This is a genomic window from Streptomyces sp. NPDC048278, assembly GCF_040652195.1.
In the GTDB taxonomy this organism is placed as follows: Bacteria; Actinomycetota; Actinomycetes; order Streptomycetales; family Streptomycetaceae; genus Streptomyces.
In genome coordinates, this window is sequence record NZ_JBEZLP010000004.1 from 374,238 (window position 1) to 388,879 (window position 14,642).

The window sequence follows — 14,642 nt, forward strand, 5'->3', positions numbered from 1 at the left end:
GCGAAGGCTAGACGCCGCGGGGGTCCTGTTGCAGCGCCAGTTCCGGCTCATCGTGGCTGGTCGCGCAGTTCCCCGCGCCCCTTTGGGGCGCCTCCGGCGCCTGGTGTTCGCCCTCGCTCAAGCCGAACCGGTCGTGGAAGCGGCGCAGGGGGGCCGGGGCCCACCAGGTGGCTTTGCCTGTCAGGCGCATGATGGCCGGGACCAGGAGGCTGCGGACGACCATCGCGTCCATGAGGACGGCCAGGGCGATGCCGAGGCCGAGCATCTTGGTGTTGGTGACCCGGGAGGTGCCGATCGCCACCATCACCACCGCCAGGATGACCGCCGCCGCGGTGATCAGGCCCCCGGTGCGCTGGAGGCCGAGCCGGACCGCCCGTTCGTGGTCGCCCGTCCTGTCGTACTCCTCCTTGATGCGGGAGAGCAGGAACACCCCGTAGTCCATCGAGAGGCCGAAGGCCACGCAGAACATGAGGACGGGGAGCGTGGTCTCGATCGAGCCGGGGCTGGTGAAGCCCAGCAGGTTCGAGAGGTGGCCGTCCTGGAAGACCCAGACGACCGCGCCGAACATCGCCGTCAGGCTGAGCGCGTTGAGCACGACCGCCTGTACCGGGATGAGGACGCTGCCGGTGAGGAGGAAGACCAGCAGCAGGGTGACGACGGCTATGATCGCCGCCGCCCAGGGCAGGCGCTCCCCGATGGCATGCTTGGAGTCGACCAGGACCGCGGCCGTGCCCGTCACCTTCGTGTCGAAGGGGGTGTTCAGCGCGCGCAGTTCGCCCACCAGGCGCTGGGCGCCGACGTCCACCGACTCGCCCTCCGGCTGCACCGTGAAGTACGCCGCGTCGCCCTTGACCAGCGGTCCGGCCACTCCGGCCACCTCCGGCAGGGCCGCCACCCGCTCCTTGTAGGCCGTGTACTGCGCCTGGGTCGCCCCGCCCTCGGCCAGGACTTCGAGGTCGCCGCCGGGGTTGCCGGGGAAGTCGTCCCGGATGTGCTGCTGGACGACGTGGGACTCGGCGCCGGCCGGGAGCTGACGGTCGTCCGCGGTGCCGAACTTCACGCCCAGGAACGGCAGTCCGAGGACGATCAGGAAGGCCGTGGTGGCGACGGCGAAGAGCGGGGCCCTGCGCATCACCAGGGTCGCGGCGCGGGCCCAGGCCGTGCCCTCGGCGCCGGAGGGGCGTGCTTCCCGGCCCCTGCGGAACAGTCTGCGCAGATCCAGCGCGTTGACCCGGTCGCCCAGCAGGATCAGGGCCGCCGGGAGCAGGACCAGGGCGGCCCCCGCGGCCAGCAGGACCACCGCTATGCCGGCGTAGGCGAAGGAACGCAGGAAGTACTGGGGGAAGACGAGCATCGCCGCGAGGGAGACGGCCACCGTCAGGGCCGAGAAGAGCACGGTGCGGCCCGCGGTGCGCAGGGTGGTGCCGACGGCCGTCAACGGGTCGGCGCCCGTGGCCAGTTCCTCGCGGAAGCGGCGGACGATGAAGAGGGCGTAGTCGATGGCGAGGCCGAGGCCGAGGGCCGTCGTCAGGTTCATCGCGAAGACGGAGACGTCCGTGAAGGACGTGATGCCGCGCAGGACCGCGTTGGTGCCGAGGATGGCGACGATGCCGATGCCGAGCGGGAGCAGGGCCGCGATCGCGCTGCCGAAGACCATCACCAGCAGGACCAGGGTGATGGGCAGGGCGATCAGCTCGGCGCGGGCCAGGTCCTCCTTGATGGTCGTCTGCATGTCGCTGCGGACCGCCACCATGCCGCCGACCTTGACCGTCACCGGTCCGTGCGTGCCCCGGTAGTGCGGGGCGATGCGGTCCAGGGTGTCGGCCGCCGTCTTCTCGTCACCGGTGATGCGCGCGGCGATCAGTGCCTCGTGGCCGTCCTCGGCGCGCAGCGACGGCGACCTGCTCTGCCAGTACGAGCCGACGCCTATGACGCCCTTCTCGCCGGAGAGGCGGGTGACCAGGGCCTTCGCCTCCGCCGCCACCGCCGGGCCGTCCACCGAGCCGCCCCGCGCGTCCACCAGCAGGAGCAGGTTGGGCTGGGAGTCCGGGAACTCGCGCTCCAGCGCCTTCGTCGCGTACGTCGACTCGGCGGCCGGGTCCTCCCAGCCGCCGCTGCCGAGCCGGTCGGCGACCCCGCTGCCCGCCAGCACGGCGAGCGCGGTGATCACCAGGGCGAGCAGCAGCGAGAGCCGGGGGCGGGCGGTCACGAACCGGGTCCAGCCCCCTGGCCGGGCCCCGCTCCCGGCCTCCGAGGGCTTGTTGACTTCGGTCATCCTGCGGTGTCCCCTTCACCCTGACCACTGCCTGCCGGTACGCATCCGCTTCGTGCGCAGGGCAGCATGGGTCGGCCATTGCCAACTAGACTGGCAAACACGAGTCGTCGCTCGCGTTCCATCAGAATGCGAGCGACCGCTCGCGTTTGTCAATCGCGTGCGAAGAGCTGGGGATAACGCGTGCCCGACAAGCCCGACATGCCGGAGCGGCCCGACGCCGCCGGCCCCGACGACCCCGCCGGCACGGCCACAGCCAAGGAGCAGCCGCGCCGCCGGCAGGCCCGCGGCGAGCGGCGCATCCAGCAGCTGCTCGAAGCCGCCGCGTCGGTCTTCTGCACCTCGGGCTACACGGCCGCCAGCACCAACGCCATCGCCCGCGAGGCAGGCGTCTCCCCCGGCACGCTCTACCAGTTCTTCCCGAACAAGGAAGCGATCGCGATCGAGCTGGGCGACCGGCTCATGCACGACCTGCGGGACACCTACGGCGAGGCGCTCGCGCCGATCGACCCCGGCATCTCACTGGCGGACGCGGTCGACGCCACCGTGGACCGCCTCACCGCCTTCAACACCGAACACCCCGTGTTCTTCGCGCTGATGCACGGCCCCGACGTGCCCGGCGGGATCGCCGAGGCCCACGACGCCCTGCACACCAACCTGCTCGGCCGTATCGAGGGCCTGCTCGCCTCGCTCCTCCCGCCGGACGCCGACAGGGCCGACATCACGCGCACGGCGCACGTCAGCCTCGGCATCTACAAGGCGGGGCTGGAGCTGGTGCTCGGCCACGAGGGCGCCGAGCGCCAGGCGTACATCCAGGAGATCAAGGACGTCCTCACCCGCTACCTGGAACCCCTCGTCGGCGACCGGCTCGGCCACCCCTCCCGCTGACCGGCCACCATCCGATCGGCCACCCCCTCGAACCACCCAGACTGCGACATACGACACATCTGCCTAAAGTGCGGGTAAATCGGGCCGATCCCGATTCGGCGACCTGCTTCGTCGATCGCGATGCGCCGATCCCTGGCCGACGAGCGCCACCCGCACCCGCAGGAGCACAAGGGGGACCCGCCGTGACCCACTCTCCGCCGCCCGGCCGGCCGCAGGCCCGCATCCCCGGCCCGCTGCAGCCGCCACCGCCGTACCCCCGCATCCGCGCCGGCCTGTGGAGGCGCTGTCTCGGCGGCGGGCTCGCCCTGTGGGCGCTGACCGCGGTGGTCACGTACGCGACGAAGAACACCACCCTGCTGCCGACGCTGATCCTGCTCGGCAGCTTTCTCGTCCCGGTCGTCTTCGTGCTGTGGGCGTACGAGCGGCACGGCCGCGACCTCGGGGTCAGCGCGATCCTCGGCTGTTTCCTGACCGGTGGCACGCTCGGGGTGCTGGGCGCCTCGGTGATGGAGTCCTACCTCGTCCGGCCGTCCTGGGGGATGTTCGTCGGCGTCGGCCTGATCGAGGAGGCGGTGAAGCTCGGCGCGCTGGTGTTCGTGCTGCGCCGGATGCCCGGGATCCGGGGCATGCGGGCCGGGCTGGTGCTCGGCGCCGCCGTCGGCTTCGGCTTCGCGGCCCTGGAGAGCGCCGGGTACGCGTTCGACGCGGCCGTCTCCACCGAGGGCGTCGACCTGCGCGCGCTGGTCGAGACGGAGATCCTGCGCGGGGCGCTCGCCCCCTTCGGGCACGGCCTGTGGACGGCGATCGCCGGCGGTGTCCTGCTCTCCTTCCGCCGCCCGAACGGCCGCTTCCGCGTCACCGCCCCGGTCGTCGCCGCCGGCCTCGGGGTCGCCCTGATGCACGCACTGTGGGACTCCACGCACGGCATCGCGATCTGGCTGGTGGCGCACCTGGCGGGCACCGGGCTGGACCGGCAGCTGTTCGTCGAGGGGTACATCCCGCGCCCCAGCGCCGCGCAGGAACACCTTTTCACGGTGTTCTCGGTCGGGCTGCTGGTACTCGTCTCGCTGCTCGGCATCGCCTGGGTGCTCTCCCTGACGCGCCGGGACCCCTCTTGGAGAAATACCCCCTAGGGGTATAGTGTGACAAGAGTGGGGTTCCCTCGTGGGCCCCATCGGCCCCACACGCCTCGACGAGGAGAACGACATGACCGCCCAGACCGACACCCCGGGCTCCGTGACCGCCGTCTACAAGGTGACCGGCATGAGCTGCGGACACTGCGAGGGTTCCGTCTCCGCAGAGATCTCCGGGCTCCCCGGCGTCAGCTCGGTGACGGCCGTCGCGGCCAGCGGCGAGGTCACGGTCGTCTCCGCCGCCCCGCTCGACGAGGAGGCGCTCCGCGCCGCCGTCGACGAGGCGGGCTTCGAGCTCGCCGGCCGCGCCTGAGCACCGGAAGCCTGAGCACCCGAACACCCCGCAGCACAAGCACCGCAGGCAGTACGTACGACGGAAACGTATCTCCCCGCCGGACCGTGCCGACCAGCTGATACTGGCTCCGTGCGGTCCGGTCCGTTGTCTGGAGTCCGGACATGACGACCAGCACCACCACCAGCACCGCGCAGACACCGACACCCATAGCCCTGCCACGCCCGGCCGACGGCGAGTCCGAGGTCGAGCTGCTCATCGGCGGGATGACCTGCGCCTCCTGCGCCGCCCGGGTCGAGAAGAAGCTCAACCGCATGGACGGCGTCACCGCCACCGTGAACTACGCGACCGAGAAGGCGAAGGTCACATACCCCCAGGGGGTTCAGGTCGCCGACCTGATCGCCACGGTCGTGAAGACGGGCTACACCGCCGAGGAGCCCGCACCCCCGGAGCCGGAACAGGAGCCGGGACAGGAGACCGGGGCCGGGCGGGATCCCGAGCTCGCCGCCCTGCGCCACCGCCTCCTGGTCTCCGTCCTGCTCGCCGCCCCGGTCGTGCTGCTCGCGATGGTCCCGGCGCTCCAGTTCGACAACTGGCAGTGGCTGTCGCTGACGCTCGCCGCCCCGGTCGTGGTCTGGGGCGGCGCGCCGTTCCACCGGGCCGCCTGGACCAACGCCCGGCACGGCGCCGCCACCATGGACACCCTGGTCTCGGTCGGCACGCTGGCCGCGTTCGGCTGGTCGCTGTGGGCGCTGTTCTTCGGCGACGCGGGCATGGCCGGGATGCACGACGAGTTCCGGTTCACCGTCTCCCGGATGGACAGCGCGTCCACGATCTACCTGGAGGTGGCCTCCGGGGTCGTCGCGCTGATCCTGCTCGGCCGCTACCTGGAGGCACGCTCCAAGCGGCGCGCGGGGGCGGCCCTGCGGGCGCTGCTGGAGCTGGGCGCCCGGGACGTGGCGGTGCTGCGGAACGGCCGTGAGGTGCGGGTTCCGGTGGCGTCCCTGGCGGTCGGCGACCGGTTCGTCGTACGGCCCGGGGAGAAGGTCGCCACCGACGGGACCGTGGTCGAGGGGGCGTCCGCGGTGGACGCGTCGATGCTGACCGGCGAGTCCGTGCCGGTGGACGTGACCGTCGGGGACGCCGTCACGGGCGCGACCGTGAACGCCGGCGGGCGGCTGGTCGTCGCGGCGACCCGGGTCGGCGCGGACACGCAGCTCGCGCGGATGGCGCGGCTGGTGGAGGACGCGCAGAACGGCAAGGCCGAGGTGCAGCGGCTCGCCGACCGGATCTCCGCGGTCTTCGTCCCGGCCGTCATCGTCGTCGCGCTCGCCACCTTCGGGGTCTGGCTGGGCGTCACCGGGGACACCGCCGCCGCGTTCACGGCCGCCGTCGCCGTCCTGATCATCGCCTGCCCGTGCGCCCTGGGCCTGGCCACGCCGACCGCGCTGATGGTCGGCACCGGACGGGGCGCCCAGCTCGGCATCCTGATCAAGGGCCCGGAGGTCCTGGAGTCCACGCGCCGGGTCGACACCGTCGTGCTCGACAAGACCGGGACGGTCACCACCGGGCGGATGAGCCTCCAGGAGGTGTACGCCGTCCAGGACGCCGACGCGGACGAGGTGCTGCGGCTCGCGGGCGCCCTCGAACACGCCTCCGAGCATCCGGTCGCCCGGGCGATCGCCACGGGGGCGGCGGAGAGGACCGGCACGCTGCCCGCGGTCGAGGATTTCGAGAACGTCCCCGGGCGGGGCGTACGGGGGCGCGTGGAGGGCCGTGAGGTGGCCGTGGGGCGCCTCTTCGACGTGGTGCCCGAGGAGTTGGCCCTGGCCCGCTCCCGGGCCGAGCAGGAGGGGCGTACGGCCGTCCTGGCCGGTTGGGACGGGCGGGCCCGGGGCGTCCTCGCCGTCGCCGACACGGTCAGGGAGACCAGCGCCGAGGCGGTCCGGGAGCTGCGCGCGCTCGGACTGACGCCGGTGCTGCTGACCGGGGACAACCGGGCGGTGGCCGAATCGGTCGCGCGGGCGGTCGGGATCACCGAGGTCGTCGCCGAGGTGCTGCCCGAGGAGAAGGTGGACGTCGTACGACGGCTGCAGCGCGAGGGACGGACGGTCGCGATGGTCGGCGACGGCGTCAACGACGCGGCGGCGCTGGCCACCGCCGATCTGGGGCTGGCGATGGGCACCGGGACGGACGCGGCGATCGAGGCCGGCGACCTGACCCTGGTGCGCGGGGACCTGCGGGTGGCGGCGGACGCGATCCGGCTCTCCCGGCGGACCCTCGCGACCATCAAGGGGAACCTCGGCTGGGCCTTCGGCTACAACGTGGCCGCGCTCCCGCTGGCCGCCGCCGGCCTCCTCAATCCCATGATCGCCGGGGCCGCGATGGCTTTCTCGTCGGTCTTCGTGGTGACCAACAGCCTGCGGCTGCGCACCTTCCGCTGAAAGTTACCGGCGGTTCGGCCCAGTGGATGTATGAGTCCCCCTAGAGTCCAACGCGCACCTCACATAAGCTCTTCACAAGGCTCGCGCATCATCCTTACGCTTGAGCTCCGATCACCATATCGGGGCTCTTGCGCATCTATCGGACAGATGCAAGAGACGCAGATCACAGTGATGTGAACGTAACCATCGAAGGGGTTCGAAGGTCTAAGTTGGCGATGTCAGAGATGCGTCTTGGGGGGCGCTGACCTGGCATCTGGGGATGTCTTGGGGGACTTCCTCAGAGATGCGTTGCCGGGGCACGTACGACGGGAAGCTTTGAGCGGCCCTCCCGTGCCGTACGGGTCCCGGCAGATCGCACCGCATCACTGGATCAAGTACGGCGAGTTCTGCTCGTTGTGCACACAGCAGCGATTCAGGCGCTGCCGTACCGAGCGCCCGGCCGGATCCCGTGGGGGGAATCCGCACCGGGACACGGGAAGGCGCCCTGGTCGCCGGCCCGTGGGGGGACCGGCGCTCCAGGGCGCCTTCTGCTGTGCCCGTATGGTCGCTAGCGCGCTCAGCGCTCCTCGACCGGCACGAAGTCACGCTCCACGACGCCCGTGTAGATCTGGCGCGGGCGGCCGATGCGGGAGCCCGGCTCCTTGATCATTTCCTGCCACTGGGCGATCCAGCCCGGGAGGCGGCCGAGGGCGAACAGGACCGTGAACATCTCGGTCGGGAAGCCCATGGCGCGGTAGATCAGGCCGGTGTAGAAGTCGACGTTCGGGTAGAGGTTGCGCGAGACGAAGTAGTCGTCGGAGAGCGCGTGCTCCTCCAGCTTCAGCGCGATGTCCAGCAGCTCGTCGGACTTGCCGAGCGCCGAGAGGACGTCGTGCGCGGCCGACTTGATGATCTTGGCGCGCGGGTCGAAGGACTTGTAGACCCGGTGGCCGAAGCCCATCAGACGGACGCCGTCCTCCTTGTTCTTCACCTTGGTGATGAACGAGTCGACGTCGCCGCCGTTGGCCTGGATGCCCTCCAGCATCTCCAGGACGGACTGGTTGGCGCCGCCGTGCAGCGGGCCCCAGAGCGCGGAGATACCGGCGGAGATCGACGCGAACATGTTCGCCTGCGACGAGCCGACCAGGCGGACCGTCGACGTCGAACAGTTCTGCTCGTGGTCCGCGTGCAGGATGAGCAGCTTGTCCAGCGCCGAGACGACGACCGGGTCCAGCTCGTAGTCCTGCGCCGGCACCGAGAACGTCATGCGCAGGAAGTTCTCCACGTAGGAGAGGTCGTTGCGCGGGTAGACGAACGGGTGGCCGACCGACTTCTTGTACGCGTACGCGGCGATGGTCGGAAGCTTGGCGAGCAGGCGGATGGTGGAGAGGTCGCGCTGCTTCGCGTCGAACGGGTTGTGGCTGTCCTGATAGAAGGTGGACAGCGCGGAGACCACCGACGACAGCATGGCCATCGGGTGCGCGTCCCGCGGGAAACCGCGGTAGAAGTTCTTGACGTCCTCGTGCAGCAGCGTGTGCCGCGTGATCTCGTTCTTGAACGTGGTGAGCTCGTCCACGGTCGGCAGCTCACCGTTGATCAGCAGGTAGGCCACCTCCAGGAAGGTGGAGCGCTCGGCCAGCTGCTCGATGGGGTATCCGCGGTACCGAAGGATGCCCGCCTCGCCGTCGAGGTAGGTGACGGCGGATTTGTAGGCAGCGGTGTTGCCGTAGCCGCTGTCCAGGGTCACAAGGCCGGTCTGCGCCCGGAGCTTCCCGATGTCGAAGCCCTTGTCACCGACGGTGCTGTCGACCACCGGGTAGGTGTACTCGCCGTCGCCGTACCGCAGTACTACAGAGTTGTCGCTCACGTCTTCCCTCACCGACGTAGTGCCTCATCTTCGAGGTGCCCTGACTGTCTCTACCATCCCCCATTTGGCTCAGGAGAGTGCACTCGGGGTCGACCGTTGGGCCCATCGGCGGCACTCAGTGCCGCCAACCCGCTCATCCTGCCCCCTCGTCTCGTCATCTGGAAGGGCTCTGTGACCTTCACGACTCATTTGATCGATCATTTTTCCGGAGATCGCTCCGGCCGAGCCGGAAGTCCAGTGCCGTACAGCGCCGACCTGCCGACACCGTGCGTACCGCCTGGCCGATCGCCTTGCGCGAACCGACGAGGACGACGAGGTTCTTGGCCCGGGTGACCGCCGTGTAGAGCAGGTTCCGCTGCAGCATCATCCACGCTCCCGTGGTGACCGGGATCACCACCGCGGGATATTCACTCCCCTGTGAACGGTGGATGGTCACCGCGTAGGCGTGCGCCAGTTCGTCCAGTTCGTCGAATTCGTACGGCACCTCCTCGTCCTCGTCGGTCAGCACCGTGAGGCGCTGGTCGACCGGGTCCAGCGAGGTGACCACGCCCACGGTGCCGTTGAAGACGCCGTTCTCGCCCTTCTCGTAGTTGTTGCGGATCTGGGTGACCTTGTCGCCGACCCTGAACACCCGCCCGCCGAACCGCTTTTCGGGCAGCTCGGGCCGGGCCGGGGTGATGACCTGCTGGAGCAGGCCGTTGAGCACGCCGGCGCCGGCCGGTCCGCGGTGCATGGGGGCGAGCACCTGTACGTCCCGCCGCGGGTCGAGCCCGAACTTGGCCGGAATGCGCCGGGCGGCGACGTCCACGGCGAGTCTGCCCGCCTCCTCCGTCTCGTCCTCCACGAAGAGGAAGAAGTCCTTCATGCCGTCGGTGACGGGGTGTTGTCCCGCGTTGATCCGGTGCGCGTTGGTCACCACGCCCGACTGCTGGGCCTGCCGGAAGACCTGGGTGAGCCGGACGGCGGGGATCGGGCCGCCGTCGGCGAGCAGGTCCCGCAGCACCTCCCCCGCCCCGACGCTGGGCAGTTGGTCCACGTCTCCCACGAAGAGGAGGTGCGCACCGGGCGGTACGGCCTTGACCAGCTTGTTGGCGAGGAGCAGGTCGAGCATCGACGCCTCGTCCACCACCACCAGGTCGGCGTCGAGCGGCCGGTCCCGGTCGTAGGCCGCGTCCCCGCCCGGCTTCAGTTCGAGGAGCCGGTGCACGGTCGACGCCTCGGCGCCGGTCAGCTCGGCCAGCCGCTTGGCGGCCCGCCCGGTCGGCGCGGCGAGCACCACCTTCGCCTTCTTCGCCCGCGCCAGCTCCACGATCGACCGCACGGTGAACGACTTGCCGCAGCCGGGCCCGCCCGTCAGCACCGCGACCTTCTCGGTCAGCGCCAGCCTGACGGCGGCCTCCTGCTCGGGGGCGAGGTCGACGCCGGTACGGTCCTTCAGCCAGCCGAGCGCCTTGTCCCAGACGACGTCCCGGAACGACGGCATCCGGTCGTCGTCGGTGCGGAGCAGGCGCAGCAGCTGGGCGGCGAGGGCGGCTTCGGCCCGGTGGAAGGGGACGAGGTAGACGGCGGTGACGGGTTCGGCGTCCGGGTCCGGGCCGGGGACCTTCTCCCGTACGACACCCGGGTCCTCCCCGTCCTCGGGCGGCGCGGCCAACTCGCCGAGACAGTCGATGACAAGGCCGGTGTCGACCTGGAGCAGCTTGACCGCGTCCGCGATGAGCCGCTCCTCGGGCAGGTAGCAGTGCCCCTGGTCGGCGGACTGGGACAGCGCGTACTGGAGCCCCGCCTTCACCCGCTCCGGGCTGTCGTGCGGGATCCCCACCGACTGGGCGATCTTGTCGGCGGTCAGGAACCCGATGCCCCACACGTCGGCGGCGAGCCGGTACGGCTGGTTCTTCACGACGGAGATCGACGCGTCCCCGTACTTCTTGTAGATCCGCACGGCGATCGACGTCGACACCTCGACGGTCTGGAGGAAGAGCATGACCTCCTTGATCGCCTTCTGCTCCTCCCAGGCGTCGGCGATCTTCTTCGTCCGCTTCGGCCCGAGCCCCGGCACCTCGACGAGCCGCTTCGGCTCCTCCTCGATGATGCGGAGGGTGTCCACCCCGAAGTGCTGGGTGATCCGGTCGGCGAACACCGGCCCGATGCCCTTGACCAGCCCGGATCCCAGATACCGCCGGATCCCCTGGACGGTGGCCGGCAGCACGGTCGTGTAGTTCTCGACGGTGAACTGCTTCCCGTACTGCGGATGCGACCCCCACCGCCCCTCCATCCGCAGCGACTCCCCCACCTGCGCACCGAGCAGCGCCCCGACGACCGTGAGCAGGTCACCGGCGCCTCTGCCGGTGTCGACGCGGGCGACCGTGTACCCGTTCTCCTCGTTGGCGTAGGTGATGCGTTCGAGCACGCCTTCGACGGTGGCAAGTCGTCGTTCGCCTGTCGGGGTCTCCGTCTGCTGAGCCATGATCCGACGGTACCGGTGGGCTCTGACAGCGCCCTCCGCATCCATGTCGGATTCCTGCCAGCCGTGGCCCGGGGCCGGGTGGTTGAGTCGTCCCCATGACGACGAATCACCTCCTCCGTGACCTGGCCCTCGCCTTCCGTGCCCGCCACGTCCCCGGGCGTCCGCTCGTCCTGCCGAACGCCTGGGACGTCACGAGCGCCCGCCTCGTCGAGGACGCGGGCGCCGCCGCGGTCGCCACCACGAGCGCGGGCCTGGCCTGGGCCCTGGGCGCGGCGGACGGCGACCGCCTCGACCGCGACCGGGCGCTCACCGCGGTCGCGCGCATCGCCGAGGCGGTACGGGTGCCGGTGACCGCCGACATCGAGACCGGGTACGCGCCGGACGCCGCGGGCGTCGGCGACACGGTCCGCGCGGTGATCGCCGCGGGCGCGATCGGCGTCAACATCGAGGACGCGCTGTACGGAAGCGGCGAGGGTCCCCTGCGAGCGGTCGCCGAACAGGCCGAACGCATCGCCGCCGCCCGCGAGGCCGCGGACGCGGCGGGCGTACCGCTGTTCGTCAACGCCCGCATCGACACGTTCCTCAGCGGCGCCGGCGCGGTCGCCGAGACCCTGGAACGGGCCTCGGCGTTCCTCGCCGCGGGCGCCGACGGGATCTTCGTCCCCGGAGCCGTCGACCCCGACACCGTCAAGGCGCTCGTCGCGGGCATCGACGGCCCCCTCAACGTCATGGCGGGCCCCGGCGCACCCCCGGTCGCCGACCTCGCCGCACTCGGCGTCGCCCGCGTCAGCACCGGCTCCGCCATCGCCCAGGCCGCGCACGCGGCGGTCCGCAGGGCCGCGCGGGAACTGCTGGAGACCGGCACCTACGAGTCCCTGACCGGCGGACTGGACTACGGCGACCTCAACGACCTGCTGGGGCGCCGGTCCGGGTGACGCGTGCGGGCCTGTCTCTCCGCGGTTGTCGCCGTCGTCCGGGCCCGGGGCGCGAGCCGGCCGCCACGGTGGTCCGGTCCACCTTCCGCGGACTGGCCATGTCCCGGCGGCACGGGAACCTGGTGTGATGGCGCTGATTCCGCCGACGAAAGGCCGTGCTGACCATGCCGCCGCGCAACCGCTCGTTCGTCCAGGTCGACGTGTTCTCGACGCAGCCCTATCTCGGCAATCCGGTCGCGGTCGTCCTCGACGGGGCCGATCTGACGGATGAGCAGATGCAGCTCGTGGCCCGGTGGACGAACCTGTCCGAGACCACGTTCGTGGTGGCCCCCACCGTCGCCGGGGCCGACTACCGGCTGCGGATCTTCACGCCGGACGGCGAGCTGCCGTTCGCCGGGCACCCCACGCTCGGATCGGCGCGCGCGTGGCTGGACGGCGGCGGTGTGCCGCGGCACGCGGACCGGATCGTGCAGGAGTGCGGTGCCGGGCCGGTCACCGTGCGCCGCGGGGAGGGCGTGCTGTCCTTCGCCGCACCGCCGCTGGTGCGGGACGGCGTGCTCGACGACGGGTACCTGGAGCGGATCACCGGCGCGTTCGGCATCGCACGGGACCGGGTCCTCGCCCACCAGTGGGTCGACAACGGGCCGGGGTGGGCCGTGGTCCGGCTGGCCACGGCCGAGGAGGTGCTCGCCCTCGAACCCGACCTCTCCCGCATCCCGGACGCGATGGTCGGCGCGATCGGGGCCTACCCGGAGGGCTCCCCGTACGACTTCGAGATGCGGACCTTCGCGCCGCGCTGCGGGGTGCCCGAGGACCCGGCCTGCGGCAGCATGAACGCCGCCGTCGGGCAGTGGCTCACCGCGACCGGCGCGGCTCCCGCCGCCTACCGGGTCTCGCAGGGCGCGCGCGTGGGACGGGCCGCGACCATCGAGGTCAGCGCGGACGCGGACGGCACGGTGTGGGTGAGCGGTGCCACCAGCGTGTGCATCCGCGGCACGATCAGGATCTGAGCACAGAATTGCGTGATTCCTCCCTCTAGCACAATCCTGCGCCCCGACCGGGGCGCAACATGCTGCCAATCTTGCCGTGCGTCGCTCGTTTCGACGTGTCCGTCGGTCACCCTTCACCACGTCACACCGACCGACCACGGAAGGGCACGCCACCATGCCGGGCAGCAGCACAGTCACCGTCCACGCCGATCGCGGGGTTCTTCCGCAGCGCGCCGTGGCGACGCCCATCTACCAGACGGCGGCCTTCTCGGCCCCGGACGGCGACACGTTCGCGCGGGCCGCCGTCGAGCCGCGCGGCCAGGACTTCTACACCCGCTTCGGCAACCCGAACCACGCCCAGGTCGCGGCCGTCGTCGCGGAGCTGGAGGGGACCGAGGCGGCCATGGTGACCGCGTCGGGAATGGCCGCGCTCACCACCGCCGTACTGGCCCTGGTCTGTGCCGGTGACCATGTCGTCGGGCAGCGGTCGACGTACGGCGGTACGGCCTCGGTCCTGCTGAACCTGCTGCCCCGGTTCGGCGTGACGACCACACTGGTCGACCAGACCGATCCGGCCGCGTTCGCGAAGGCGCTGACCCCGCGGACCCGCCTGATCCTGGTGGAGACCCCGAGCAACCCGCTGCTCCAGGTCACCGACCTGCGCGCCGTCACGGACCTGGCCCGCGCGCACGACGTCCTGACGATGGCCGACAACACCTTCGCCACCCCGCTGAACCAGCGCCCGGCGGACTTCGGCGTCGACCTGGTCTGGCACAGCGCGACCAAGTACCTCAACGGCCACAGCGACGTCTCCGCCGGCGTGCTGGCCGGCCCGGCCCGGCTCCTCGACCGGGTCTGGGACACCGGCCTGCTCACCGGTGCCGTGCTCGGGCCGTTCGACGCGTGGCTGCTGCTGCGCGGGATGCGCACCCTGCCGCTGCGGATGCCCCGGCACAACGCCAACGGCCAGGCGCTCGCGGAAGCCCTGGACGCCCACCCGGCCGTGCACCGGGTGCACTATCCCGGCCTGGCCTCGCACCCGCAGCACCGGCTGGCGGTCAGTCAGATGAGCGGGTTCGGCGGGGTCCTGGGCATCGAGTTCACCGGCGGCTTCGAGGCGGCCGACGCGTTCCTCGGCCGGCTGCGCTACGCCCGCCGGTCGGCCAGTCTCGGCGGCGTGGAGTCGCTGGCCGTGCACCCGGCCTCCATGTGGCGCGGCATGCTCAGCGAGGACCAGATCAGCGCCTCGGTCCCGCCGGGCCTGGTCCGGCTGGCCGCGGGCACGGAGGACACGGCCGACCTGGTCGCCGACGTGCTCGCGGCGGCCGGTGCGGAAGGTGCGGTGGGCCCGGGAGCCGAGGGCACCCGCGCGTGAG

The 14,642-nt window shown here is 71.4% G+C and carries 10 protein-coding genes; 7 read left to right on the forward strand and 3 right to left on the reverse strand.

Annotated features, from left to right (window positions below; all coding sequences use genetic code 11):
• Positions 1-7 precede the first annotated feature (7 nt).
• Positions 8-2,275 (reverse strand): MMPL family transporter, encoded by a 2,268-nt coding sequence (locus AB0D74_RS10320; RefSeq protein WP_362582750.1) that lies wholly within the window; start codon positions 2,273-2,275, stop codon positions 8-10.
• A gap of 198 nt (positions 2,276-2,473) precedes the next feature.
• On the opposite strand from AB0D74_RS10320, the gene AB0D74_RS10325 reads away from it, so the two are divergent.
• The 4 genes from AB0D74_RS10325 to AB0D74_RS10340 all read left to right on the forward strand — a co-directional run bounded on the left by AB0D74_RS10325 (position 2,474) and on the right by AB0D74_RS10340 (position 7,029).
• Positions 2,474-3,160: a TetR/AcrR family transcriptional regulator gene (locus tag AB0D74_RS10325; RefSeq protein WP_362583096.1), complete on the forward strand. Its 687-nt coding sequence runs from the start codon at positions 2,474-2,476 to the stop codon at positions 3,158-3,160.
• Positions 3,161-3,342: 182 nt separating this feature from the next.
• Entirely contained in the window at positions 3,343-4,293 is a 951-nt protein-coding gene (locus AB0D74_RS10330) for a PrsW family intramembrane metalloprotease (RefSeq protein ID WP_362582753.1), read from the forward strand.
• Positions 4,294-4,366: 73 nt separating this feature from the next.
• Positions 4,367-4,606 (forward strand): heavy-metal-associated domain-containing protein, encoded by a 240-nt coding sequence (locus AB0D74_RS10335; protein WP_362582756.1) that lies wholly within the window; start codon positions 4,367-4,369, stop codon positions 4,604-4,606.
• A 143-nt stretch (positions 4,607-4,749) separates the two neighbouring features.
• The gene (locus AB0D74_RS10340; protein WP_362582759.1) at positions 4,750-7,029 is read left to right on the forward strand and encodes a heavy metal translocating P-type ATPase; all 2,280 of its coding nucleotides are present in this window, start codon (positions 4,750-4,752) and stop codon (positions 7,027-7,029) included.
• A gap of 556 nt (positions 7,030-7,585) precedes the next feature.
• Here AB0D74_RS10340 and AB0D74_RS10345 read toward each other — a convergent pair.
• Both AB0D74_RS10345 and AB0D74_RS10350 read right to left on the reverse strand, forming a co-directional pair.
• Positions 7,586-8,875 carry a citrate synthase gene (locus tag AB0D74_RS10345; RefSeq protein ID WP_362582763.1) on the reverse strand — a complete coding sequence of 430 codons (1,290 nt, stop codon included), beginning with the start codon at positions 8,873-8,875 and terminating at the stop codon, positions 7,586-7,588.
• Between the two features lie 178 nt (positions 8,876-9,053).
• A complete protein-coding gene (locus AB0D74_RS10350) occupies positions 9,054-11,342 on the reverse strand; it encodes an ATP-dependent RecD-like DNA helicase (protein ID WP_362582766.1) in 2,289 nt (762 codons plus the stop codon).
• A gap of 95 nt (positions 11,343-11,437) precedes the next feature.
• On the opposite strand from AB0D74_RS10350, the gene AB0D74_RS10355 reads away from it, so the two are divergent.
• The 3 genes from AB0D74_RS10355 to AB0D74_RS10365 all read left to right on the forward strand — a co-directional run bounded on the left by AB0D74_RS10355 (position 11,438) and on the right by AB0D74_RS10365 (position 14,641).
• Positions 11,438-12,277 carry an isocitrate lyase/phosphoenolpyruvate mutase family protein gene (locus AB0D74_RS10355; protein WP_362582769.1) on the forward strand — a complete coding sequence of 280 codons (840 nt, stop codon included), beginning with the start codon at positions 11,438-11,440 and terminating at the stop codon, positions 12,275-12,277.
• A gap of 164 nt (positions 12,278-12,441) precedes the next feature.
• Positions 12,442-13,287, forward strand: a complete 846-nt coding sequence (locus tag AB0D74_RS10360; protein WP_362583099.1) for a PhzF family phenazine biosynthesis protein — start codon at positions 12,442-12,444, stop codon at positions 13,285-13,287.
• Positions 13,288-13,441: 154 nt separating this feature from the next.
• Positions 13,442-14,641: an aminotransferase class I/II-fold pyridoxal phosphate-dependent enzyme gene (locus AB0D74_RS10365; RefSeq protein WP_362582773.1), complete on the forward strand. Its 1,200-nt coding sequence runs from the start codon at positions 13,442-13,444 to the stop codon at positions 14,639-14,641.
• Position 14,642 lies beyond the last annotated feature (1 nt).

What these genes read in the sequence shown, in the direction of transcription:
- AB0D74_RS10320 (WP_362582750.1), bottom strand. Translation starts at nt 2,275, where the DNA reads ATGACCGAAGTCAACAAGCCCTCGGAGGCCGGGAGCGGGGCCCGGCCA.
- AB0D74_RS10325 (WP_362583096.1), top strand. Translation starts at nt 2,474, where the DNA reads ATGCCGGAGCGGCCCGACGCCGCCGGCCCCGACGACCCCGCCGGCACG.
- AB0D74_RS10335 (WP_362582756.1), top strand. Translation starts at nt 4,367, where the DNA reads ATGACCGCCCAGACCGACACCCCGGGCTCCGTGACCGCCGTCTACAAG.
- AB0D74_RS10340 (WP_362582759.1), top strand. Translation starts at nt 4,750, where the DNA reads ATGACGACCAGCACCACCACCAGCACCGCGCAGACACCGACACCCATA.
- AB0D74_RS10350 (WP_362582766.1), bottom strand. Translation starts at nt 11,342, where the DNA reads ATGGCTCAGCAGACGGAGACCCCGACAGGCGAACGACGACTTGCCACC.
- AB0D74_RS10355 (WP_362582769.1), top strand. Translation starts at nt 11,438, where the DNA reads ATGACGACGAATCACCTCCTCCGTGACCTGGCCCTCGCCTTCCGTGCC.
- AB0D74_RS10360 (WP_362583099.1), top strand. Translation starts at nt 12,442, where the DNA reads ATGCCGCCGCGCAACCGCTCGTTCGTCCAGGTCGACGTGTTCTCGACG.
- AB0D74_RS10365 (WP_362582773.1), top strand. Translation starts at nt 13,442, where the DNA reads ATGCCGGGCAGCAGCACAGTCACCGTCCACGCCGATCGCGGGGTTCTT.